Source organism: Rossellomorea yichunensis (assembly GCF_032337515.1).
GTDB classification, from domain to species: domain Bacteria; phylum Bacillota; class Bacilli; order Bacillales; family Bacillaceae_B; genus Rossellomorea; species Rossellomorea yichunensis.
The window spans coordinates 33,875-56,114 of the sequence record NZ_JAVYAD010000007.1; the positions used below are offsets into that span (position 1 = coordinate 33,875).

Below are 22,240 nucleotides of genomic sequence, written 5' to 3' on the forward strand. Positions count from 1 at the left end.
GATATGAATGAATAGAAGGACGTGATAGGTATAATGGATATAAGATTAATTGCCTTGGATATGGATGGAACACTGGTCAATCACGAAGGAGAAGTATCTCCTGAAAACGCACAAGCCATTCAGCGTGCAAAGGAGAAAGGTATTCATGTGGTGTTAAGTACTGGCCGCTCTCTTTTCACATGCCGCGACATTTCAGATGAGCTTGGGCGTTCATCTTATCTGGTGACCGTGAATGGCGGGGAAATTTACGATCATGAATACAATCTGGTAGACAGCATCCCACTTGATCTTGATCTTGTGAAACAGCTTTGGAAATTAAAAGAAGAGCATGATGTATACTTCTGGTCTTCCACTTCCCAAGGACTTTTCAATACGAATAAGCCTTTTGATCAGGAAATCGATACCTATAACTGGCTGAAGTTTGGATTCGATATTCAGGATGATGACGTCCGCAAAGTCATGATGGACGAGCTGGTGAAAAATGAAGCACTGGAAATCACAAATTCTTCGCCGACGAATATCGAAATCAATCCTGCAGGGGTCAATAAGGCTGCGGCTTTGGTGAAGGTTTGCAAATGGCTGGACCTGTCCATGGAACAAGTCATGGCGGTCGGGGACAGTATGAATGATATAGCCATGATTCGTGAAGCTGGTTTCGGAGTTGCGATGGGGAACGCACAGGAAGCAGTGAAAGAAGCCGCTGACTGGGTCACTGGCATCAATACAGATCATGGTGTTGCCCAGGCGATTGATAGAGTACTGTCAGAAATGGAATAAATACTTCAATTAAAGTGCCTGATTCAATGTGAATCAGGCACTTTATCTGTCCAGAATGTCTATTCTATTTACGTTACGTCAATACTGAGTAACAAAAACAAGGATTGTACTTAATATGTATCTAATTCTGGTAGTGGTTGTTTATCTGATTTTCGCCAAGCTCTTTATTGATTGGAAACGCTGGAGAGAGTATTATCCAACAGTTCAATATTATATTATTTGCAATCTCTCCTATAACTTGATCTTTTATAACCACACACTTTGGGAATATAAAGCTGTGACAGTAGATTGGCTAAATCATACGTTTATTGATCTCGTTTTCACTTTCTTTATCATTCCTGTCGTCATCATGATCTTTCTTCGTTATTTTCCATATAGAAAAAAGAAATGGCTGTATCTTGCCTGCTGGATTGCTTACTTCACGTTATTGGAATACCTTTTTCATAAAAAAGGACTGTTCCTTTATGAAAATGGCTGGAATTTAGGATGGTCTGCAATTTTCAATGTCATCATGTTTTCAATATTAGGATTGCACCATAAAAGGCCATTACTTGCCATCATATTATCCATTCCAATTATCGCTATCCTTTTATTGATATTCCATCCATCGTACCATGATTTAAAGTGAGGGTGTTTCTATGATTTCTTATTCTACACCTGTTTTTATTGTCTTGGTTTTGGGTGTTTATTTCGCTATGGCAGCATATATCGCTTTTTTAAAGAGGAAAGAATAGAAAAAAGAAGCACCCATCAAAGGATGCTTCTTTTCCTATTTAATAATGATCTCGTCGTTTTCGAGTGAAATGACTACGTTCGTTATGCCGTCTTCATCAAGAAGTAAATCAGCAATTTTATCTTCCACTCTTTCCTGGATCACACGACGTAATGGGCGTGCACCGAATTCAGGATGATATCCCAGTTCAACGAGTTTACTCTTCGCATCTTCGTCGATGGTTACAGTAATCCCCTGTTCTTTAAGTTCAACCTTCAACTCGTCGAGCATAAGGTCAAGAATTTGAAGAAGCTCTCCTTTGTCAAGAGATTCAAATTCAATGATGCTGTCAAAACGGTTCAGGAACTCAGGCTTAAAGTAGGCACCCAGTGATTGAAGAATAGTCGTTTCTTTAATAGCATCTGTGCCACCTGTGTTAAAACCGACCACTGCTTCCTTCTTGTCCGTCTCACCTGCGTTACTTGTCATGATGATCACAGTCTCTTTAAAGCTGACCGTTCTACCTTGACTGTCGGTGAGACGTCCATCTTCAAGAATTTGCAGGAACATATGCTGAACATCCGGATGGGCTTTCTCGATTTCATCCAGGAGAATGATTGAATAAGGGTTTCTTCTTACCTTTTCAGTCAATTGACCGGATTCCTCATGGCCTACATAACCTGGAGGTGAACCGATCAGTTTTGAAACAGAGTGTTTTTCCATATATTCACTCATGTCTAATCGAAGCATCGAATCCTTAGATCCGAATAACTCTTCTGCCAGTGTTTTCGTTAATTCTGTTTTACCTACACCTGTTGGTCCTACAAAGAGGAAAGTGCCGATTGGACGATGCTTCGCTTTCAATCCTGCACGGCTGCGGCGGATCGCTTTCGCTACTTTCTTTACTGCTTCTTCCTGTCCGATTACTTTACCCGCCAGGTTTTCTTCCAGTGCTTTCATTCGCTTACGATCATCGCTTTGCAGCTTCCCGACAGGAATACCCGTTTTCGATTCAACGATCGTCTGGATCAGTTCTCTTTCTACAAGTGCTTTAGAGTCTGACCCACCTTCACTAACTTGTCTTTCTAATTCTGCTTCTTGATCGCGAAGGATGGCAGCTTGTTCATAGTTCTCTTCTTTTGTTGCCAGATCCTTCTTCTCTCTTACATCGTTCAATTTTTTAAGAAGGGCAGTCTTGTCTTTCCCCTCTGACTGCAGATTGACTTTAGAACCTGCTTCATCCATTAAATCAATGGCCTTATCCGGTAAGAATCGATCCTGAATATATCGATGGGATAGTTTTACACAATCCTCAATTGCCTCGTCTGTAAACTCGACTCCATGATAGTTTTCATATTTGTCTTTTAATCCTCTAAGGATCTCAATAGCTTCTTCAGTTGTCGGCTCATTGACCAAGACTGGCTGGAAACGACGCTCAAGTGCTGCGTCTTTTTCAATTTGGCGGTACTCCTTCAATGTCGTAGCCCCGATTACTTGCAAATCACCCCGGGCTAAAGCAGGTTTTAGAATGTTTCCTGCGTCCATGGAGCCTTCTGCGGAACCCGCCCCAACTAATTGATGAATCTCATCAATAAATAACATCACGTTCTTTCTATTCTGAAGTTCGCTGATGATGGCTTTTAAACGTTCTTCAAAAGAACCGCGAACCCCTGTACCGGCAGTTAGTGAAGCAACATCCATTACATACACTTCTTTATTTAATAATTTGGATGGCACATCACCTGCTACGATTTTAAGGGCCAACCCTTCAGCGATAGCCGTTTTACCCACCCCGGGCTCACCGATGAGTACCGGGTTATTCTTATTACGGCGATTTAAAATTTCAATGACGCGGTCCACTTCTTTGTCCCGGCCGATAACAGGATCAATCAATCCAGCTTTGGCTGCCCCTGTCACATTGCGTCCATACTGATCAAGAACGCCATTTCCTCCATTTCCACCTTGGGTTTGTGGAGATGATTGCTGATTGTGGAAGCCATGATTTGAGTTTCCACCCATGCTCATCCCTTTAAACAACTCATCAAGCGGAAATCCTCCATGTATTCCAGAAGGTGTTTGCTGCTTTTGAAAGCAAGCTGAACACATCTTCATACTGGACTTGTGACCATTCACTTGCTTATAGACTTCAACTGTTGCTTGGTTGTGTTGACAAACTTGGCATTTCATTAAACATGACCTCCTGTAGTAGAGTTTCATATAAATTTTTTGATTGTATTGTGGATAAGGTCAATGTGTTTAACATTCGATTAAACTTAGTTTGACTTTCTTTGACCTTATACAGATAGTATACTTTGACCTTTTTTGACTTTCAAGATTTTTGCTTATGGGAATTTTTTCATTTTCAAATGCTGATTTGCCTGTTGATTAAAGAGTATAGTAGGTGCAACGATGAGAATCAAGTGATTGATATTGACGATGAAAAAGTGGGATTTTACTTGAAGTATATATGAAAAAGACCAGACCTGAACAACAGATCTGGTCTTTCTCATATAGAAAAGAGAGTATTACTCATCAATCTTATACTAACTCTCGATCCCAATGACGATGTTCGGCAATGGCTACTGTGAACTCTTTTGCAAATGACTTCATGTCTTCCCCAGTTATCACACCAGAGCCGCTGACACCCGCTTGTTCCAACCAGTGTATCCCTTCATGCGTTGCACCGATCGGTTTGAAGTGAGAATACGCTTCTTTGACAAAATAGGTTGTATCTTGAGAGAATTTATTATCTACATTTTCTCCGCCTACTACGTAAAGGCTATCAAATAATACAGATTCCCCGGTTAAGAAGGTATGGTCCACTTCAAGCTCCGTACCATCATTCCCTTTTCTCATCCCCAGCTTGTCACTGATGATTTCCGGCTGGATGCCATCTTCTTTAAGAGCGGATAGTACCATTTTCACCTCTTCCCCTTTAAAGCCGTTTCCTACGATGACCCCTACTTTACGGGTAGCAGGTTTCTTGATCGTATTTTCCTGGCTTAAGGCTGGAGAGGATTTGGTTACTTTTGAACCTTCTCCGCTAGGAACTTTCGCGCTTATCGCTTCTGCAAAGCCTTTTGCCAGATCCAGACTTACATTGGCAAACATGTCGACTACCTGCTGTTGAACCGATTTGCTCTTCACTTTTCCAAGCTCGAAACTGAAGGCTTGAATGATATGCTCTTTCTCAGGATCACTCATGCTATTCCAGAAAAGAGTAGCCTGTGAGAAGTGATCTTTGAAGCTTTCACTTCTTGCCCGGACTTTACGCCCTTCCATCTTCTCCTGGTAATGAGTGTAGCCTCCTTCTTCCTGACTCGCAGGGGCTGGTGTATTTTTAGCAAGTGAGTTGTTATGGTAGCTCACCTGACCCTTGTTAATCGTTTGACGGCCATATCCATCACGCTGATTATTGTGGAATGGACACACAGGTCGGTTAATAGGAAGCTCGTGGAAGTTTGGCCCACCGAGTCGGATCAATTGTGTATCAGTATAGGAGAATAAGCGTCCTTGTAATAATGGATCATTTGAGAAGTCAATCCCGGGAACAACTGAACCAGGATGGAAAGCTGCTTGCTCCGTTTCTGCAAACACATTGTCCACATTCCGATTAAGGGTCATTTTCCCAACGATTTTCACAGGAACTTCTTCTTCAGGCCATAGCTTGGTAGGATCAAGAACATCAAAGTCAAAGTTAAACTCATCTTCTTCCTTAATGAGCTGAACTCCCAGCTCGTACTCTGGATAATCACCATTTTCGATGGATTCATACAAATCACGGCGGTGGAAATCCGGGTCTTTCCCGTTGATTTTCTGAGCCTCATCCCAAACGAGAGAGTGAGTTCCCAGTACCGGCTTCCAGTGGAACTTCACAAAATGGGCCTTCCCTTCGTCATTCACAAGGCGGAATGTATGGACACCGAAGCCTTCCATCATACGCAGACTGCGTGGAATGGCCCGATCGGACATCGCCCACATGACCATATGAGCGGACTCCTGGTTATTCGCTACAAAGTCCCAGAACGTATCGTGGGCAGAAGCTGCTTGGGGCATTTCATTATGTGGTTCCGGTTTAAGTGCATGAACAAGATCCGGGAATTTAATCGCATCTTGAATGAAAAACACCGGAATATTGTTTCCGACGAGATCATAGTTTCCTTCTTCCGTATAAAATTTCGTAGCAAATCCACGTGCATCACGCACTGTTTCTGCAGAACCTTTGGATCCGGCAACAGTTGAAAAACGTACAAAGACAGGGGTTTTCTTTGAAGTGTCCTGAAGAAATTCAGCCCGGGTGTATTCTTTCATAGAGTCATAAAGTTCGAATTCTCCGTGTGCAGCGAAGCCTCGTGCATGAACAATCCGTTCTGGTATGCGCTCATGGTCGAAGTGAGTCATCTTCTCCCGGAAGTGGAAATCCTCCATTAAGGTAGGTCCACGTTCTCCTGCCTTCAATGAAAACTCATCTTCTGATACCTTCAATCCTTGATTGGTTGTAAGATGCTTACCTTCGTCCTCCACGCGATACTGTTCAAGCTGTTCATCCTTGCTCTTTTCATTCACTTTCGTACGACGATCGTCTCCCATTTTTTCATCCCTCTCAACGGTTATTAATGTTTACTATGTAAAACATTTCTGTTTGTTTTGTACCCTAGATGCTCATAATTAAACATTTATTGGATGGTTTGGAGTGAGATCTTTTTTGAAAATTTTACAAATTCATCTTTACTAACGTAACATTGTTCTGTTAAACTATTCATCAAGTAACGTAACAATGTTTTGTTACAGAGAAGAGGTGATCCCTCATTGGAGGCAGATCTTATATCTAAGAAGGAAGTATTGGAACTGACCGGAATTTCGTATGGCCAGCTTTACCGTTGGAAGCGAAAGAACATTATTCCGGAGAGTTGGTTTATTAAGAAATCCAGCTTCACTGGTCAGGAAACGTTCTTTCCCAGGGAAAAAATGCTCTCACGTATCGATACAATCAAAGAGATGAAAGATGACTATTCACTGGATGAACTATCCGATTTCTTTTCACCAAATCCAACTAAGATTGAAATTAGTGCAGATGAATTACCTTCGTACAACATTCTGTCGGAACATACCTTATCCTTCTGCACAACACTTCTACCGGTAAGAAAGGGATTTGAGTTTCCTGATTTATTAAATATGTTGATCATTGAGAAGGCGAAAAGGATACAGGTCCCAAGTGAAGAACTGCAAACCTTATTTCTTTTTCTTCATGAGAAGTTCACTCCACTAAAAGATTCTTCCCTTGAACTTGTTGGTCTTCGTAAAGAAGAGGAGTATGTATGGATGCTCCTTCCGCTACATTCCGATTTGCTTGTTGACCATTTAACACGGACCGTATTGAGATTCGATCTACAACAGATGATGGAAGAATTGAAAATCACGTTGACGAATACAAAAGGGATCTAACGTCCCTGAATTGGAGGAGAAATGAATGAATACAATGGAAAAGAAAGAACTGCATGATTTGAAGATCAGTGGATCCGGTACGTCCGGTGGAGGAAAATTTGATGCAGTAAAGATAAGTGGAAGCGGAAAAATCGCAGGCGACATCGACTGCCACGAGCTTAAAATTTCAGGTTCCGGGACGATTTCAGGTGACGTAAAAGCTGGATACATTAAAACGAGCGGTTCTTCTACCATTAAAGGTGATACAAAAGCAGAAACGATTACTACAAGTGGAAGCTCCAAGTATGAAGGCTCGGTGATGGCTGCTGAAATGAACACAAGCGGTTCAAGCAAAGTATTGAAAGACCTTATCTTTAAGACTTTCAAGGTGAGCGGTTCATGTAAGGTTGGAGGAAAGATTCAAGGGGGTTCGATTAAAGCAAGCGGCTCTTTAAGAGTTGAAAAGGATTGTGAAGTCGAAACCTTCTCATCTTCCGGCTCGGTTCATATCGAGGGACTGCTCAACGCTGACCGGATTCAAATCGAAATCAATCACGAATCCTCCATTAAAGAAATCGGTGGCGAAACGATTTCGGTGAAACACCATAACTCTAACGGACTGATTAAACAAGTGGTTAACTTCTTTCTCCAAAAGGAAGATTACTTATTTTCATATCTGATCGAAGGTGACGAGGTGTATCTTGAAAACACGAAGGCTAAACTGGTTCGCGGTAAAAATGTTGTAATCGGGGAGAATTGTGACATCGATACGGTTGAATATTCAGGTTGCCTGGATGTGAAGCAAGATAGTCGAATCGGAGAAAAAGTGAAGATATAAATGATAGTTTAACTAAAGGCAGGGAGGTTTTTACCATCTCTGTTTTTTTATGTAAATCTCCGTCTTTACGATTCATTAACAAGCATAATCGAAATTTCATATTTTTATTCTGAATGTTCTGCTATATTAATAGGTATATAGTACAATCCTACGCGAAAGCTGGAGGCCATTATGACTCGTCTTACGGATCACCTGATTGTCATTTCTTTCGATTGCTTGTCTGCTTTGGATTACCCGATTCTAAAAGGTCTTCCCCACTTTCAACAATTACTTTCTTACGGGTCCTTCTGCAAAAATGTCGAGACCATTTACCCTTCTGTGACATACCCTTGTCATGCAACAATCGTCACCGGTAAGTACCCTAATCGCCATGGTGTTGTAAACAATACTCTCCTTCAGCCAGGTCGTGTTTCTCCTGATTGGCATTGGCATCGAAGCGCTATTAAAGGTACCACCTTATATGATGAAGCAAAGAAAGCCCGGATGACCACAGCAGCTCTTCTGTGGCCTGTTACAGCCAAAGGGGATATTGATTATAATATGCCCGAGATTTTCGCCAATCGCTCATGGCATAACCAAATTCTTGTTTCCCTTTTCAATGGCAGTCCTCTCTATCAATTACACATGAACCGTCTCTTTGGTCATATCCGTAATGGTCTTAATCAACCGGAGCTTGATGACTTCGTTCTGGAATCGACGGTAGAAACAATCAAAAAGAAACCCAGCCTATTGCTTGTCCACTTTACCGACCTTGATACACAACGTCATTACCATGGTTTTTCTTCAGAAGAAGCACATGCTGCCATTTGTCGTCATGATGCCCGTTTAGGGAAAATCATCCGGGCATTAAAGGAAAACGGCATCTATGATAAGTCAACCATTGTCGCTCTTGGAGATCATAGTGCACTGGATGAATCGAAGGCTATTCAATTGAACGTCCTTTTCAAGGAAAATGGGTTAATCACAGTGAATGCCAGGGGAAAGGTAACCGACTGGAAAGCATATTGCAAAGGATGTGATGGATCGGCTTACGTGTACACAAAGGATGAGCAAACGATGGAGGTTGTCAGATCCCTTGTTTACGAGCTCCAAAGTAACCCTTCTAACGGAATTGAAGACATACTCACTGGCGAAGAAGCCGGGAGAAAAGGAGCAGATGAACACTGTTCGTTTATGCTTGAAGCACGACACGGTTTTTACTTTAAAGATACGTTAGAAGGATCCTTCATTCACACCATCAACCCGGAGGATGTGAAAGAAAAGCGTTATACGTATGGATCTCATGGATACTCTCCTGAAAAAGAAGACTACTCCACTATCTTCATGGCTTCAGGGAAAGGGATCCGTTCACATGTTGAAATTCCTTTTATGCATTTAGTAGATGAAGGCCCAACACTGGCACGCCTTCTCGGCCTTAGCCTTGGTGCAACAGATGGAAAAGTGATTGATGATTTGCTGGATATATAAAGAAGAGATTTTGTTTCCTTAGGGGGAAAAACAATGAAGCGTTTTTCAAAAGAAGAAAGCAGCTGGATCTTTTATGATTGGGCAAACTCAGCGTATTCCATTATCATTTCGACAGCCGTATTTCCGCTTTTTTATAAGGCTGCCGCTACTAATGCAGGGGTCAGTGCCGCCAATTCAACTGCTTATTTAGGGTACACCATTGCGATTGCCACCTTTATCCTCGCTATGATCGGTCCGATTCTGGGAACGATTGCCGATTATGAAGGCTACAAGAAGAAATTTTTCACCTTCTTCTTTGTCCTCGGTGTTACATTTACTGCCCTGCTTGCTTTCGTTCCAAGTGATCAGTGGCTGCTTCTGTTAATTTTTTATACAGTGGCAGCGGTCGGTTCAGCTGGTTCCAATGTTTTCTATGATGCTTTTTTAACCGACGTATCGACAGAAGAGCGAATGAACAGGGTGTCATCCCGTGGATTTGGATTCGGGTACATCGGGAGCACGATTCCGTTTATCATAAGTATCGCCATCATCATATTATCTCAAAATGGGGTACTCCCTTTCTCCGTTACCATCGCCAGCAAAATCGCGTTCATCATTACTGCTTTATGGTGGGGACTCTTTGCCATCCCCTTAATAAAAAATGTCCATCAGCGCTACTTTATCGAGCGTGAAAAGAACCCCGTTGCCAATAGCTTTAAACGTCTCGGTAAAACGATGAAAGAAATCAGGAAATATCGTGCACTATTTTTGTTTCTTCTTGCTTATTTCTTTTATATCGACGGAGTCGGAACCATCATTACGATGTCCACTGCCTATGGAACGGATCTCGGGATCACACCCACTAATCTCTTGATCATCCTGTTTGTTACTCAGGTGGTGGCTGGACCTTTTGCTATTCTTTACGGGAGGCTGGCAGAGAAATTCACGGGGAAAAAGATGTTGTATGTAGGGATTTTCGTATATATCATCGTTTGCATTTATGCATACTTCTTAGAGACCACAATGGACTTCTGGATCCTTGCTATGCTCGTCGCTTCTTCCCAAGGTGGCATCCAGGCATTGAGCCGGGCATACTTTGCAAAATTAATTCCGAAGAAAAATGCCAATGAATTCTTTGGCTTCTATAATATCTTTGGTAAATTCGCCTCAATCCTCGGACCATTGTTAGTGGCCGTCACAGCTCAAGTGACAGGTGAATCCAATAGCGGCGTATTCAGTCTCGTCGTCCTCTTTATCATAGGACTTGTGATTCTTGCCTTCGTCCCTGAGCCGAAAGGAAATAAGATTGAGAAGCCTACAATTGTATAATAAGAGAGCCTGAACGCATATGTTCAGGCTCTTCCCTTTGTTTAAAATGTATGAGCGGCATCCTTCGCTCTTGCAATGGCATTCTCTTTGATCTCTTGGGCTTTATCAGGCATCGCCGCATGCCCCTCCACAAACACCCCCTCGAAGGAAGGTACGCCGAAAAATTGCATGATGATTTCCAGATAACGATTCCCCATTTCCATACCGGCTGCAGGTCCCTCTGAGTAAATGCCGCCTCGTGCCTGGATATGAATAGCTTTTTTATCTGTCAGTAATCCGACCGGTCCCTGTTCCGTATACTTAAACGATTTACCGGCAACCGCTACAGAGTCAATATACGCTTTCATCACCGGCGGAAAGGAGAAATTCCATAATGGTGTAACGAACACATATTTATCTGCAGAAATAAATTGTTCTGATAACTCATTCAGACGATTCACTTTCGACTTTTCTTCTGATGAAAGCTCCTCAAATCCTTTTCCAGTTTGCAGTTTTCCCCATCCACTAAACACATCAGCATCAATATGGGGAATATGTTCACGGTACAAATCAATGTGAAGCACTTGATCGTCAGGATTCACTTCTTTGTATGTATCCATAAATGCTTTCGCTACCGCCATGCTGTACGATTGAGTATCATCATGGGGATGTGCCGTAATATATAGTACTTTTGCCATTCTTCATCCATCCTTCACTCATATTTTTCACTCTATTATCTTGTGAGAAAAAGAAGGAATTATCCCATGTTTGATCATTTCAAAAAAAAAGAATGCTGTCTGATAGACAACATCCCGTTTTGAGCAGGGCAAGTGATTATTCACTCATCTTCTCCTGCTGCTTCAAAAGGGTTTCCCCCGATATTTTTTCTCATCTCATCTGTTAATTCAAATGGAGTGTTTTCTTGTGCTTCCCCTGTTGCGAAATGGTGACTGCCATCATAGTGAAATGGTTTACCTTCCAATGTCGACACCTCCGTTTTCACTGTAGTATTACCTTTATGTATGATTCTAACCGGTTCGCCCTGAATTTCACCTAGACCAACCTTTTACCTAGTATTATTTACTTATTATACTATTTATTTTTTCCATAATATATTCTTTTTTCCAATTTGATATTGATATTTTTTATTTTCCATCACAACTACCTGCTCATGAGAAGCTTTGGAAACTTGTTTCGTTTCCTCAACGAGATGATAGATGAGATCGTGGCATTGCTGTGCCCCTTTCACGAGAAGGGGAACGCCTATCGAATCAATTCCCAGCTCCCTTGATAGGAATCCCCCGGCTGTCATGAGGGGAGGAACAGTCGGCGAGGTGTTTGAAATGATGACTTTCTCCTTTTCTCCATATCTTCTAAGCAGGATTGTACATAAATCAATTAGTGCAGGAACGACATACTTTGAAGATCTCCTTCCAATCGTATACACGGGATTATTCTCTTCATCCACCCCGCGATAGAGGATTTGTCCCGCTTCTTTTTTTGTTAGCTGGTTGAAATAAGGAACAGAAAGAATGTCATTTTTTGTCAGTTCCGAAAGTTTTAAGAGATGCAGATGATAGGCAGCTGCCAGGGAAGTTGTATGAGTTCCACCAAAGTCATTATAAATATATATCATTGGTAACCACCCTTGAAAATCGTTTATTACAGTATGAGCTTAACAAGCGAAGGATATGCTGAGCATGCGCATTAATTAAGCTGAAAAGATTCACAAAAAAAACAGAGCCATCTACATCAGATGTCTCTGTTTTCCTTCAAGGAATCTCTTTTGCTTTCTTCTAATGACGATTTCTTCAAGTGTACCGGATCCACACACTACTCCAAGCACGATGAACACCAATCCGATCAGGTGATAAAACGTCACGGTTTCATTAAGAAAAATGGCAGCTCCTACGAGGGAGAAAAAGGTATTGAGATTCAGGAAAATCGATGTTTCGGCGGCTCCAATTTTTCCAATTGAATGGTTGTAAATCATGTGCCCTACTGCCGTTGCTAAAATGGCAGAAGCAAAGAATAAAAGCCATATGGAGCTTGGGGCACTCCCCAGTTCTTTTAATGCCCCCGGCTCTGTGACCAGACTGATCGCAAACAAGACAATGGAACCAAACACCAGCATATACCCCGTAAGTAATCGGGGGTCCAACGTTTTGGCTGCCCGGCTGATGATAATGAAGCTTAAGGCCTGTGAAAAAATCGAGATAAAGATAAACAGATCCCCGGTCTTTAGTCCGGCTAATCCCTCTCCGCCTGATAACACAATGATCGCAACCCCGACACTACCAGACAGAAACCCGAGGATTTTAATCACTGTAGGCCGGTTTCGCAGGATAATGGTTGCCATTAAAGCAGTCAACAGCGGACCGGTTCCCAATATGAGACCACCGTTTGTCGATGACGTGCCTGTTAAACCAACCGATAAAAAATAATGATGACTGACTACATTCAACAAGCCACCCGAGATAATGAACAATAACTCTTTAGCCGTTGGTTTTCTTATTTTCCTCATAATACCAAGAATGATAAATACGCTAATCCCTGCAGTGAAGATGCGGAGTGATGTAATCGTTACAGGCTTAAATTCACTCACCAGAACCTTTAGTGCAGGAACATTAAAGCCCCAAATCAACATGATGAACACAAGTATCAAATACGTTTGCCACTTTTTCACTTCTCCCTGAGGCCTTCTTTCTGTATTTAGTATTCACCCATCATAGCACCCCATGAAGTTCCCTGCCAGGAAATAACTTCGAATCGTGAAACAATTTTTGTAATCGACCATCTTCCCCAACCCGGACTATGCTATAGTTAAAGGTCGAAAGGGGTTTTGTAAAATGACAAATCAACAACTACCGCCAAAAACGTGTACGATCGACCGTCTGGTAACTAAAGCTGAGGACGTTGAGAAAGTGATTAAGGGTGAGAAAACGGCGACCCGCAGAAACGGACGATACGCTGATATTGGAGAAATCATGGAGCTTCAAGGAAAGAAATACATAGTAGAAAGCGTCTACTCCCAATCACTTGGTGAGCTGACAGATGATCATGCCAAGCAGGAAGGGTTTAATACTGTTGAGGAATATAAAGAAGCCATCCTCTCTTATCACCCAGGCATGCCATGGCACCCGAGCATGAAAGTCTGGGTGCACGAATTCACATTAGTGAACGAATAGAGTACAACGGATGGAGCATTTATTATACAGAACGCTCATATACCTGCATGTGATCAGCGTCGTGGCTTCCATCGGCCCATTTTTCGTTCTATTGCCGATGATGAAAAAACTACGGACCGCTTCTGATTCCGTGTTACCATCGTACTTGGACACGTTCCGCTTCACGGTCCAACTTTCCAAGCATTCGGGACATGTGCTCGTCGGAACGGGAATCCTCCTGGTGCTACTCGGACCTTGGACGTGGAGTACACCATGGATCATCATGACCCTTGTCATTATGTTCTGCTCCCTGTTCTTTCTCGCAAGAGCGTTCTCACCGACACTACGGAAATTTGGAGAAGATGACGCTGACCGGGAATGGCTGGTGGGGAAATTGAATCGGACCGTTTGGATTTATCTAATCCTTCTACTGGCTATGCTATGGTTTATGGTCGTGAAGCCGAATTTGTGGATGTAATGGAGTTGACTCATAGCGTGTACCAGGTAACAATGGATGTCATTTGTACCTGGTACACGCTATTTTTTGGAAAAAAATTAACTAGTCTCCATGACCACATCACTGACCATCCCCCCGAACTGCTAGAGTCCTTATCATAAAAATAAAATAATAATACTTATACACAATGATTAAACTCAGGATTACTTTCACTATCAGACTATCCGATAAAATCAACGGTATGAGAATCATGATGTCTGAAAAAATCAGCAGCGTAACCTTCTGGCGCAGTGTCATGGATCGGTGACGAATAAAACCTTCTAAATGCTTCTTATATACACTGGTACTTTTAAACCAAACCTCAAATCGTTCGGATCCCCTTACAAAGAAAAAGGATGCTAACAACAAAAGTGGAGTTGTTGGTATTAGAGGCAGTACGATGCCTACAATCCCGATTCCCATAAATAACAAACCTAATAAAATATAAATCATTTTCTTCATTTTCTTTATTACGGCCACTCCTTTTTAACCCTTCATTTCCTCTCTATTCTATTCATGATGAAAGAAGCTGGCAAGGAACAAAAAGAACCTGACATTTGTGAAGTATACGCTCACACCAAAGTCAGATCCTCTCTTCTATTCATTCTCCTTGTTCTCTTTTCCCTTCGACTCCAAAACCTTCATGAAATAGGCTGTCGGAAGCAGCAATCCTATGGCTGCTTCAAGTAGTGCAAAGAATCGTATATGTCCTGTCGGGATATAATCACCGTACCCGACAGACAAGATCGTCACCCCGCTATAATAGAGATAATTGAGAAACGTATGCTCTACCGGCTTGCCACTGGGTGAACTGACACGCAGCATCGGATTCTCAAACGACAGGGCATAATAGAGTACAGCAAATGCGATCATGATACTGAGAAGTACGAAAAACAGCTTATAAAAAAGCGTTGTACTAAAATAACTGTATTTGAAATGCTTATCTTTAAAGAAATAGATTAAGTTTACCAGGATGAAAATGATGGCTCCGATTGTAACGATGCTTGCCAAAACGTTTGAATCCTCCTCTTACATGTACTATGTTTCATATACCACTTGTTATATGTTTAAAACTCAACTACAGTAGATTCTCATCTCCCCTTGTACAAACCCATCAACTCTTTTATTCTAGTAATAATAGAATTTTCCGAAAAGAAGGAACCTGCAATGAAAAAGTTCTCACTTCAATCCAAGATTATCGTTATTGTATTAGCACTTCTTTCATTATTGATTTTATCCTTATCACTCATCTTTTTCAGGATGCTGTCCGATACATTAACGGACTTGAAAGGGAAACAAGCACTGGCAGTGGCACAATCTGTATCCAAGATGCCGGCTGTCATCGAGGCCTTTAATGCAAATCAGCCGGAAGACATCATCCAGCCCCTGGTAGAAGATATTCGAAAAGAAACAGGGGCCACCTTTATTGTTGTCGGCAATAGAGACTCTGTTCGCTACTCTCATCCCATGTCTGAACGGCTCGGGAAAAAGATGGTCGGTGGAGACAACGAAAGAGCGTTAATAAGGGGTGAATCTTATGTTTCTCATGCAAAGGGATCATTAGGACCATCTGTTAGAGGAAAGGTTCCCATAAGAAATTCCAAAAACGAAATCATTGGGGTAGTGTCAGTCGGGTTTCTTGAAGACAGGATCCGTGATATTGTCATTCCCTATCGTACTAAGGTACTGATACTCGTCACCGTCATCCTATTAATTGGAATCATAGGTTCATTTTTCATTGGGAAAGGAATCAAAAAGGCGATCTTCGGTTTGGAACCTGCTGAAATTGCCATGCAGTTCAAGGAAAAGCGGGCCATCATCGAATCAGTCCGGGAAGGAATCATTGCAATCGATCAACATGGATCGATTACGGAAATCAATGCTCAAGCCCACAGTATCCTGGCTCTTGATCATCAATCCTCCAATAGGGGGAGACATATTCTAGAAGTCATTCCCGATACGAAAATGATGGATGTCCTGGAAACTCGAGAAAGCCAGCTCGATGATGAGATTTCATTAAATCATCATGACCTCATCGTCAACAGGCTCCCTATATTTGAAGAGGACGAAATCGTCGGGGTGGTAGCCAGTTTCAGGAGAAAAGATGAAATCGATCAGCTCACTAAAGAACTTTCTCAGGTTCAAGAATATGCAGGCATATTGCGCTCACAGACACATGAATACAGAAACAAACTGAATACGATTGCAGGTCTCATTCAACTTCACCATCATGAAGAGGCATTAGCCCTCATACAGGAGGAATCCTCTGGATATGAAGACTTAATTCAATTTCTATTGAAAGCGGTACCTGACCCTGTCTTGGCAGGCCTGATCATTGGAAAGTATAACCGGTCTCAAGAGTTGAAGGTCTCGTTCTCGATCCATCCTGATAGCTCAATTACAACGCCACTTATAGATGTGCAGCAGGAAAAATTGATTACCATCATTGGGAACATTCTTGATAATGCCTTTGAAGAAGTCTTGTCCCAGCCATTGCATTACAGGCTGGTTCAATTGTTTATGACCGATTTAGGTGATGATTTCATTTTTGAAATAGAAGACAGCGGTGCAGGAATCCAGGATATAGACTCAATATTTGAAAGGGGCTATTCCACAAAAGCCGGCAAAGACAGAGGCATCGGTCTTCACCTGGTGCAACGAAGTGTGGAGCATCTGAACGGTTACATGACAGTGGAAAATAGTGAACTTGGGGGCACATTGTTTACGATTAGTATTCCAAAGCAACATTAGGGGGAGAAAGTATTGCGTAAGTGGAACGTATTCATTATAGAAGATGATATTCAAACAGCTGAGATTAACAGTCAGTACATCGCTCAAATGGAAAGATTTCAGGTTGGCGGGATCGCCACTACCATCGCAGAAGCCAAGAAAGTCTTACCTGTTGTTAATCCTGATTTGATTTTACTTGACGTGTACTTTCCTGATGGCACCGGCAGTGAATTTCTCTGGGAGATCAGAAAGCATTATCGAAGTACAGATGTCATCCTGGTCACAGCAGCAAAGGAAACCGAACATATTTCCAATGCCATCCGTGGCGGGGCATTCGATTATATCCTGAAGCCCATTATCTTTAACCGATTTCAGGATACTCTTCTAAAGTATCAACACTATAAAGAGAGAATGAATGATTCTCAAGTCGAAAATCAACATGAAGTGGACAACCTGTTTACTAGAAAGAAAAGCACGAGTAACATTCAAACCGTTCAACAACCCCCGAAAGGGATCGATACGATTACATTGGATTCCATACTCAAGCGGATAGAAACCGATCACAGCCTGGGTTATACTGCTGAGGAAATGGCAGGGGAAGTCGGCGTTACCCGTACAACGGCCAGGCGCTATCTGGAGTATCTTGTTTCCCAAAAGAAGATTAAAGTGGAGCTTACCTATGGAGGTGTCGGGAGACCTCAGAGAAAATATTTTCTTCAAGCATAATAGAACAGCAGTGAGGCATTGGGGCTTCACTGCTGTTCTATTGATTATGCTTCTTTCTTCAGATCCTGACTTTCCGTGGCCTTCCCTCTTCTCACAAACCCTAAAATAGTAGGGAGAACAAGTGAAAGGAATGAAACGATCAGTAATCCGATGGTGATATTACTTTGAAAAAACACACTGTAAGATCCATTTGAGATCGTCATCGCCTGTCTGAAGGATTGCTCCATCATCCCCCCCAATATAAACGCCAGAATAAATGGCGGCGCAGGGAATTTGAACATTTTCAACAAATAGCCTAACACGCCAAATCCTACAAGCAAGTACAGATGGAACGTGTTGAAGCTGACTGCGTATACCCCTATTAAACAGAATACAATGATCAATGCGATCAACAGCTGCTTCGGAATATATAAGATTTTTGCCAATACAGGAATGAGCGGTAAGTTAAGTATCAATAGAAAAAGATTCCCTATATACATACTTGCGATGACTCCCCAGAAAACGTCCGGGTGATCCTGAAGCATCAATGGCCCCGGCTGCACCCCTACAACAAGTAAGGCACCAAGTAGTACAGCAGTGGTTCCAGACCCTGGTATCCCTAATGTTAACAAGGGAACGAATGCCCCGCTTGTCGCTGCATTATTGGACGTTTCAGGCGCGGCCAGTCCCTTGATATTCCCTTTTCCAAAAGAAGATGGATCTTTGGATAAACGTTTCTCTGAAATATAGGAAAGGAATGAAGCGATTGTTGCTCCTGCTCCAGGCAGGACTCCCAGTATAAAACCAAGGACGGAATGACGACCAATCGGTCCTGCCATCTCCTTCAATTCCTTCTTTTCAAGCTTTAAACTGCCAACAGCCTTCTTCCCTTTCAACGTATTTTCATTCCGTGAGATAATTAACTGACAAACCTCGGATAATGCAAATAATCCTAAAGCAATGATCAGAAAGTCGATCCCCTCTAATAAACCCGGGTTCCCGAATGTGAAACGCTGTGTACCTGTTTGCTGATCAATCCCGACAGTTGCGATGATTAATCCAATCGTCGCCGAAATCAATGCTTTATTGGTGGACCCTTCAGATAAACTCGAAATCGCTGTGAGTCCCAGAAGCATTAGAGCGAAATACTCAGTTGGCCCAAACGTAATGGCAAGCTTAGCCATATAAGGTGCTACCAGCATAAGTGCCACTACACTTATCGTTCCACCTGCAAAAGATGATATGGCCGCAATGGCAAGTGCTTTGCCTGCCTTCCCCTGCTTTGCCATGGGATATCCGTCAAAAGCTGTTGCCACTGTCCCTGAAATACCAGGGGCATTTAATAGAATTGAAGAAGTCGAGCCTCCAAACACGGCACCATAATAAACCCCTGCCATCAGGATCAAGGCGGAAGCCGGAGACATCCCATAACTCAGGGGAATCATGATCGCAATGGCGCTGATCGGACCCAATCCAGGCAGCATCCCGATAATCGTACCAGCCAACACCCCAATAAATGCGAAAAATAAGTTTTCCGGGGTGAATGCTACTTGAAATCCATATAATATACTTTCAATCATGCCCGTCACCTCCTAAAAGGGTAGAATCCCCTGTGGTAATGTAATGTTGAGTAAATAGTTAAATGAATAATACATGATGCCTGAAAATAGAAAAGCCACTAATACCGTTGTGAGTTTCTTTTTGAAGCCCAATACAAACGGGATGACCAACAAAAATAGAACAGTAGATAATAAAAATCCGAGCGGTTCAAGTAAAAAAATATATATGAGCAGTGCTCCTAATACCGATAAAAGAATGATGACATCTTCTTTTTTGACATATCGTCTTTTTTTATCTTCTCCTGTATCATCCTTCGCCTGGAAAAACAAAACAACCGCTAAAATAATGAGCAGGAATCCAAGCCCTTTCGGAAGGACGTCACTATCGATAATGGCGTATGGAAATGCAGGAAGCTGAAAGCTGAGAGCTAAATAGATCCCGGCAAAAACTAGTAAAAGTATTGAGATGATTCGATCTGGTTTTGTTCTCATGTGACTCACTCCTATTCAAAATGGAAGGAGCAGATGTTTCTGCTCCATACCCCATTATTTTTTCAAGCCGATTTCCTCCATTAATGCTTCAATTTCTTTGTACTCTTCATCCAGGAAGGAACTGAACTCTTCTGAAGACATGTAGTTGTCAGTCCAGCCAAACTTATCCCGCATTTCCTTCCACTGATCCGTTTCGATCATGTCTTTAAACGCTTTCTCATAATAAGCAACGGCATCGGGATCCATATCCTTTGGTCCTAAGAATCCACGCCATACAACAAATTCATCATCAATCCCCTGTTCTTTTAACGTCGGGAACTCTGAAATCGTATCTCCTTCCAAACGTTCGGGAGCTGTAATCGCCAGAACCTTCACCTTGCCTGCACGGGCTTGTTCAGAAGCTTCCGCAAGTCCCGTCGAGTACACATCCACTTTTCCCCCGAGGAGCATGCTCATTCCAGATCCGTCTTGAGCCGAAACATATTTCAGCTTTTTAACATCTACCCCTGCTGCCTTAACCGCTTTTACGAACTGCATGTGATCCATGCTTCCCGGTGAAGATACCCCTACAATGGATACTGATGTCGGATCCTTTTTTAATGCATCGACAAGATCATTCATCGTATCGTAAGGTGAATCGGCGTCTACAACAAAGGCTGCATAGTCAGCGATCACCCCCGCTATAGGCGTGAAGTCTTTGTGAGACAATGTCGACTGTCCATTTAGGGGAACAAAGAACATCGGTGGAGACGTGACGAACATCGTGTGGTTATCCCCTTTTTTACTATCAATATATGACCAGCCGACAGAGCCCCCGCCCCCTGGTTTATTGACTACAGCCATACGCTCTTCAATGATTTTCTGTTCTTCCATTACCTTTGAAACGGTCCTGGCCGTCGTATCCCAACCTCCGCCGGCACCAGCTGGAGCAACGACTTCAATTGGTTTAGACGGATTCCATTCCCCATCACTTTCAGAATTACTTGCAGTGTTAGATCCTCCGCATGCCGTGGTGACAACTAGTAAACTTGATAAAATGATAGCCATGATACCTGTTTTCATTTTCATCAACCATTTCCCCCTCTGAATATTATTGATAACGCTTTCATTATAGAAAATTCAGAAACTTAATAAAATAAATCGTAAATAAACGGCAAAAGGAACTTTGTGGGTATATTGTTTATAAAGTTCATGGAATTGACTTATGTCGTATTACCAGCTAAAACTTATTAAACCCTTTTAAACAATCCACATATGATAAAGCAACTTCCTTATAGTGAGAAAGGTGAGAGCGATGTTTGATCAACGATTCAGTATGTACAGACCCATACACGGAGGCGGAGGGCATGCGAGCTGGGGCAATGGACACGTACACGCCACATGGGGACACGGAACAAGTTGGAACCAGGGAGGAAATTGGAATCACGGAGGCAACTGGGGTTATCACGGAGGTGGCTACTATCCTGGATTTGCGGCGGGAACGGTGACTGGCTTAGCTGTGGGGGCTGCAGCTTCACCGGGTCCTTACCCTGTACCGGTTCCAGCTTATCCTTACCCATATCCGTACCCTTACCCATATCCACCTCCCTACCCGCAATCTTAATAAAAGAAAGTGCTCCATCCCCTAGAAAAATGAGATGGAGCTTTTCTTTCATTATAGGTACTTATCCTTCATTGATTAAATAGTACAAGCACAAATTGGAAATATTTATCTTAGAAATAATAACAGTTCAAAATTCCATCAATTGTGATACTATAGATTAGTTAGTGTTTCGTTCATAGATTAGTAGAATCAAGGAGGAACTGAATATGGATTTCTTATTTCCACTTGGACTTGCCATTTCATCGGGAGCCATCATTGCACTATTAAAAATCATTGCAATCGATATCATACTATCCGGGGATAACGCGATTGTCATCGCTATGGCAACGAGAGGATTACCGAAAGAACATCAAAACAGAGCGATTTTCTGGGGAACAGCAGGAGCTGTCATCCTGCGCATTTTCTTTGCTGCCATTATTGTGTACTTATTAAAAATTCCTTATGTTCATCTGATCGGCGGGGTCCTTCTTTTATGGATCGCCTATAAAGTACTGGTTGAAGGTGAAGAAGAAGCCAATATTAAATCTCATACCGGACTTAGACAAGCGATCACGACCATCATTATCGCAGATGCCGTCATGAGCCTTGATAATGTGGTGGCCGTTGCCGGTGCAGCACATGGGCATATCGGTATGATCGCCCTGGGAGTATTCATCTCGATTCCGATTATGATATTTGGATCAAAGGCGATTGTTAGAGTACTTGAAAAATATCGATGGATTGCCTATCTAGGTGCAGGAATTCTAGCATTTACAGCAGGTGAAATGATTGTTAGAGACGAGAAATTCTTACATTTACTTAATATCCATCATGGTCCTGTTACGTATTTGATCACAATCGGTCTTACGGTTGGGGTTTTACTCATCGGATACTTAGTAAATAAGAAATCTGTTTCACCCCACAATAAAAACGTTGAACAATATAATGCTTAAATCCAAAAGATGCTTACATTTGTAGGCATCTTTTTTGTTTTGTGGAGGAAT

At 42.2% G+C, this 22,240-nt stretch carries 23 protein-coding genes; 12 read left to right on the plus strand and 11 right to left on the minus strand.

The window, feature by feature from the left end; genetic code table 11:
- Positions 1-33: 33 nt before the first annotated feature.
- Together RSX31_RS18495 and RSX31_RS18500 are read left to right on the plus strand one after the other, a co-directional pair.
- A complete protein-coding gene (locus tag RSX31_RS18495) occupies positions 34-777 on the plus strand; it encodes a Cof-type HAD-IIB family hydrolase (protein WP_315635617.1) in 744 nt (247 codons plus the stop codon).
- A 115-nt stretch (positions 778-892) separates the two neighbouring features.
- The gene (locus RSX31_RS18500; protein WP_148968096.1) at positions 893-1,405 is read left to right on the plus strand and encodes a CBO0543 family protein; all 513 of its coding nucleotides are present in this window, start codon (positions 893-895) and stop codon (positions 1,403-1,405) included.
- 141 nt (positions 1,406-1,546) lie between these two features.
- On the opposite strand, the gene RSX31_RS18505 is transcribed toward RSX31_RS18500, so the two are convergent.
- Together RSX31_RS18505 and RSX31_RS18510 are read right to left on the minus strand one after the other, a co-directional pair.
- The gene (locus RSX31_RS18505; protein ID WP_315635618.1) at positions 1,547-3,676 is read right to left on the minus strand and encodes an ATP-dependent Clp protease ATP-binding subunit; all 2,130 of its coding nucleotides are present in this window, start codon (positions 3,674-3,676) and stop codon (positions 1,547-1,549) included.
- A 351-nt stretch (positions 3,677-4,027) separates the two neighbouring features.
- Positions 4,028-6,079 (minus strand): catalase, encoded by a 2,052-nt coding sequence (locus RSX31_RS18510; RefSeq protein ID WP_148994339.1) that lies wholly within the window; start codon positions 6,077-6,079, stop codon positions 4,028-4,030.
- A 219-nt stretch (positions 6,080-6,298) separates the two neighbouring features.
- Here RSX31_RS18510 and RSX31_RS18515 point away from each other — a divergent pair, with 219 nt between their 5' ends.
- The 4 genes from RSX31_RS18515 (at position 6,299) to RSX31_RS18530 (ending at position 10,526) form a co-directional block, all read left to right on the plus strand.
- Positions 6,299-6,934 carry a DUF4004 family protein gene (locus RSX31_RS18515; RefSeq protein ID WP_148994340.1) on the plus strand — a complete coding sequence of 212 codons (636 nt, stop codon included), beginning with the start codon at positions 6,299-6,301 and terminating at the stop codon, positions 6,932-6,934.
- A 25-nt stretch (positions 6,935-6,959) separates the two neighbouring features.
- Positions 6,960-7,751 carry a polymer-forming cytoskeletal protein gene (locus RSX31_RS18520; protein WP_315635619.1) on the plus strand — a complete coding sequence of 264 codons (792 nt, stop codon included), beginning with the start codon at positions 6,960-6,962 and terminating at the stop codon, positions 7,749-7,751.
- Between the two features lie 168 nt (positions 7,752-7,919).
- Positions 7,920-9,218, plus strand: a complete 1,299-nt coding sequence (locus tag RSX31_RS18525) for an alkaline phosphatase family protein (RefSeq protein WP_315635825.1) — start codon at positions 7,920-7,922, stop codon at positions 9,216-9,218.
- 33 nt (positions 9,219-9,251) lie between these two features.
- Positions 9,252-10,526 carry an MFS transporter gene (locus tag RSX31_RS18530; RefSeq protein ID WP_148994343.1) on the plus strand — a complete coding sequence of 425 codons (1,275 nt, stop codon included), beginning with the start codon at positions 9,252-9,254 and terminating at the stop codon, positions 10,524-10,526.
- 41 nt (positions 10,527-10,567) lie between these two features.
- On the opposite strand, the gene RSX31_RS18535 is transcribed toward RSX31_RS18530, so the two are convergent.
- The 4 genes from RSX31_RS18535 to RSX31_RS18550 form a co-directional block, all read right to left on the minus strand.
- Complete coding sequence (locus tag RSX31_RS18535) at positions 10,568-11,203, minus strand: FMN-dependent NADH-azoreductase (RefSeq protein WP_148994344.1); 636 nt, start codon at positions 11,201-11,203, stop codon at positions 10,568-10,570.
- Positions 11,204-11,343: 140 nt separating this feature from the next.
- Positions 11,344-11,487: a hypothetical protein gene (locus RSX31_RS18540; RefSeq protein ID WP_282137053.1), complete on the minus strand. Its 144-nt coding sequence runs from the start codon at positions 11,485-11,487 to the stop codon at positions 11,344-11,346.
- 114 nt (positions 11,488-11,601) lie between these two features.
- Positions 11,602-12,141, minus strand: a complete 540-nt coding sequence (locus tag RSX31_RS18545; RefSeq protein WP_315635620.1) for a DUF3189 family protein — start codon at positions 12,139-12,141, stop codon at positions 11,602-11,604.
- 111 nt (positions 12,142-12,252) lie between these two features.
- The gene (locus RSX31_RS18550) at positions 12,253-13,191 is read right to left on the minus strand and encodes a DMT family transporter (protein WP_148968087.1); all 939 of its coding nucleotides are present in this window, start codon (positions 13,189-13,191) and stop codon (positions 12,253-12,255) included.
- Between the two features lie 163 nt (positions 13,192-13,354).
- Here RSX31_RS18550 and RSX31_RS18555 point away from each other — a divergent pair, with 163 nt between their 5' ends.
- Both RSX31_RS18555 and RSX31_RS18560 read left to right on the plus strand, forming a co-directional pair.
- The gene (locus RSX31_RS18555) at positions 13,355-13,693 is read left to right on the plus strand and encodes an ASCH domain-containing protein (protein ID WP_148968086.1); all 339 of its coding nucleotides are present in this window, start codon (positions 13,355-13,357) and stop codon (positions 13,691-13,693) included.
- Positions 13,694-13,703: 10 nt separating this feature from the next.
- Complete coding sequence (locus tag RSX31_RS18560) at positions 13,704-14,150, plus strand: hypothetical protein (RefSeq protein WP_148994347.1); 447 nt, start codon at positions 13,704-13,706, stop codon at positions 14,148-14,150.
- 99 nt (positions 14,151-14,249) lie between these two features.
- On the opposite strand, the gene RSX31_RS18565 is transcribed toward RSX31_RS18560, so the two are convergent.
- Together RSX31_RS18565 and RSX31_RS18570 are read right to left on the minus strand one after the other, a co-directional pair.
- The gene (locus RSX31_RS18565) at positions 14,250-14,648 is read right to left on the minus strand and encodes a YbaN family protein (RefSeq protein WP_315635621.1); all 399 of its coding nucleotides are present in this window, start codon (positions 14,646-14,648) and stop codon (positions 14,250-14,252) included.
- Positions 14,649-14,765: 117 nt separating this feature from the next.
- A complete protein-coding gene (locus tag RSX31_RS18570; protein WP_148968084.1) occupies positions 14,766-15,179 on the minus strand; it encodes a potassium channel family protein in 414 nt (137 codons plus the stop codon).
- 156 nt (positions 15,180-15,335) lie between these two features.
- Here RSX31_RS18570 and RSX31_RS18575 point away from each other — a divergent pair, with 156 nt between their 5' ends.
- Together RSX31_RS18575 and RSX31_RS18580 are read left to right on the plus strand one after the other, a co-directional pair.
- Entirely contained in the window at positions 15,336-16,919 is a 1,584-nt protein-coding gene (locus RSX31_RS18575) for a sensor histidine kinase (protein ID WP_315635622.1), read from the plus strand.
- A 12-nt stretch (positions 16,920-16,931) separates the two neighbouring features.
- Positions 16,932-17,624 (plus strand): response regulator, encoded by a 693-nt coding sequence (locus tag RSX31_RS18580; RefSeq protein ID WP_315635623.1) that lies wholly within the window; start codon positions 16,932-16,934, stop codon positions 17,622-17,624.
- 44 nt (positions 17,625-17,668) lie between these two features.
- On the opposite strand, the gene RSX31_RS18585 is transcribed toward RSX31_RS18580, so the two are convergent.
- Genes RSX31_RS18585 through RSX31_RS18595 form a run of 3 tightly spaced genes read right to left on the minus strand, consistent with a single transcriptional unit; the run spans position 17,669 to position 20,716 of the window.
- Positions 17,669-19,183 (minus strand): tripartite tricarboxylate transporter permease, encoded by a 1,515-nt coding sequence (locus tag RSX31_RS18585; RefSeq protein ID WP_148968081.1) that lies wholly within the window; start codon positions 19,181-19,183, stop codon positions 17,669-17,671.
- 12 nt (positions 19,184-19,195) lie between these two features.
- Entirely contained in the window at positions 19,196-19,654 is a 459-nt protein-coding gene (locus RSX31_RS18590) for a tripartite tricarboxylate transporter TctB family protein (protein ID WP_148994350.1), read from the minus strand.
- A gap of 54 nt (positions 19,655-19,708) precedes the next feature.
- On the minus strand, positions 19,709-20,716 hold the full coding sequence (locus RSX31_RS18595) for a tripartite tricarboxylate transporter substrate binding protein (protein ID WP_148995122.1): 1,008 nt from the start codon (positions 20,714-20,716) through the stop codon (positions 19,709-19,711).
- A gap of 232 nt (positions 20,717-20,948) precedes the next feature.
- On the opposite strand from RSX31_RS18595, the gene RSX31_RS18600 reads away from it, so the two are divergent.
- On the plus strand, positions 20,949-21,257 hold the full coding sequence (locus tag RSX31_RS18600; protein ID WP_148994351.1) for a hypothetical protein: 309 nt from the start codon (positions 20,949-20,951) through the stop codon (positions 21,255-21,257).
- 206 nt (positions 21,258-21,463) lie between these two features.
- Positions 21,464-22,189 (plus strand): TerC family protein, encoded by a 726-nt coding sequence (locus RSX31_RS18605; RefSeq protein WP_148968078.1) that lies wholly within the window; start codon positions 21,464-21,466, stop codon positions 22,187-22,189.
- Positions 22,190-22,240 lie beyond the last annotated feature (51 nt).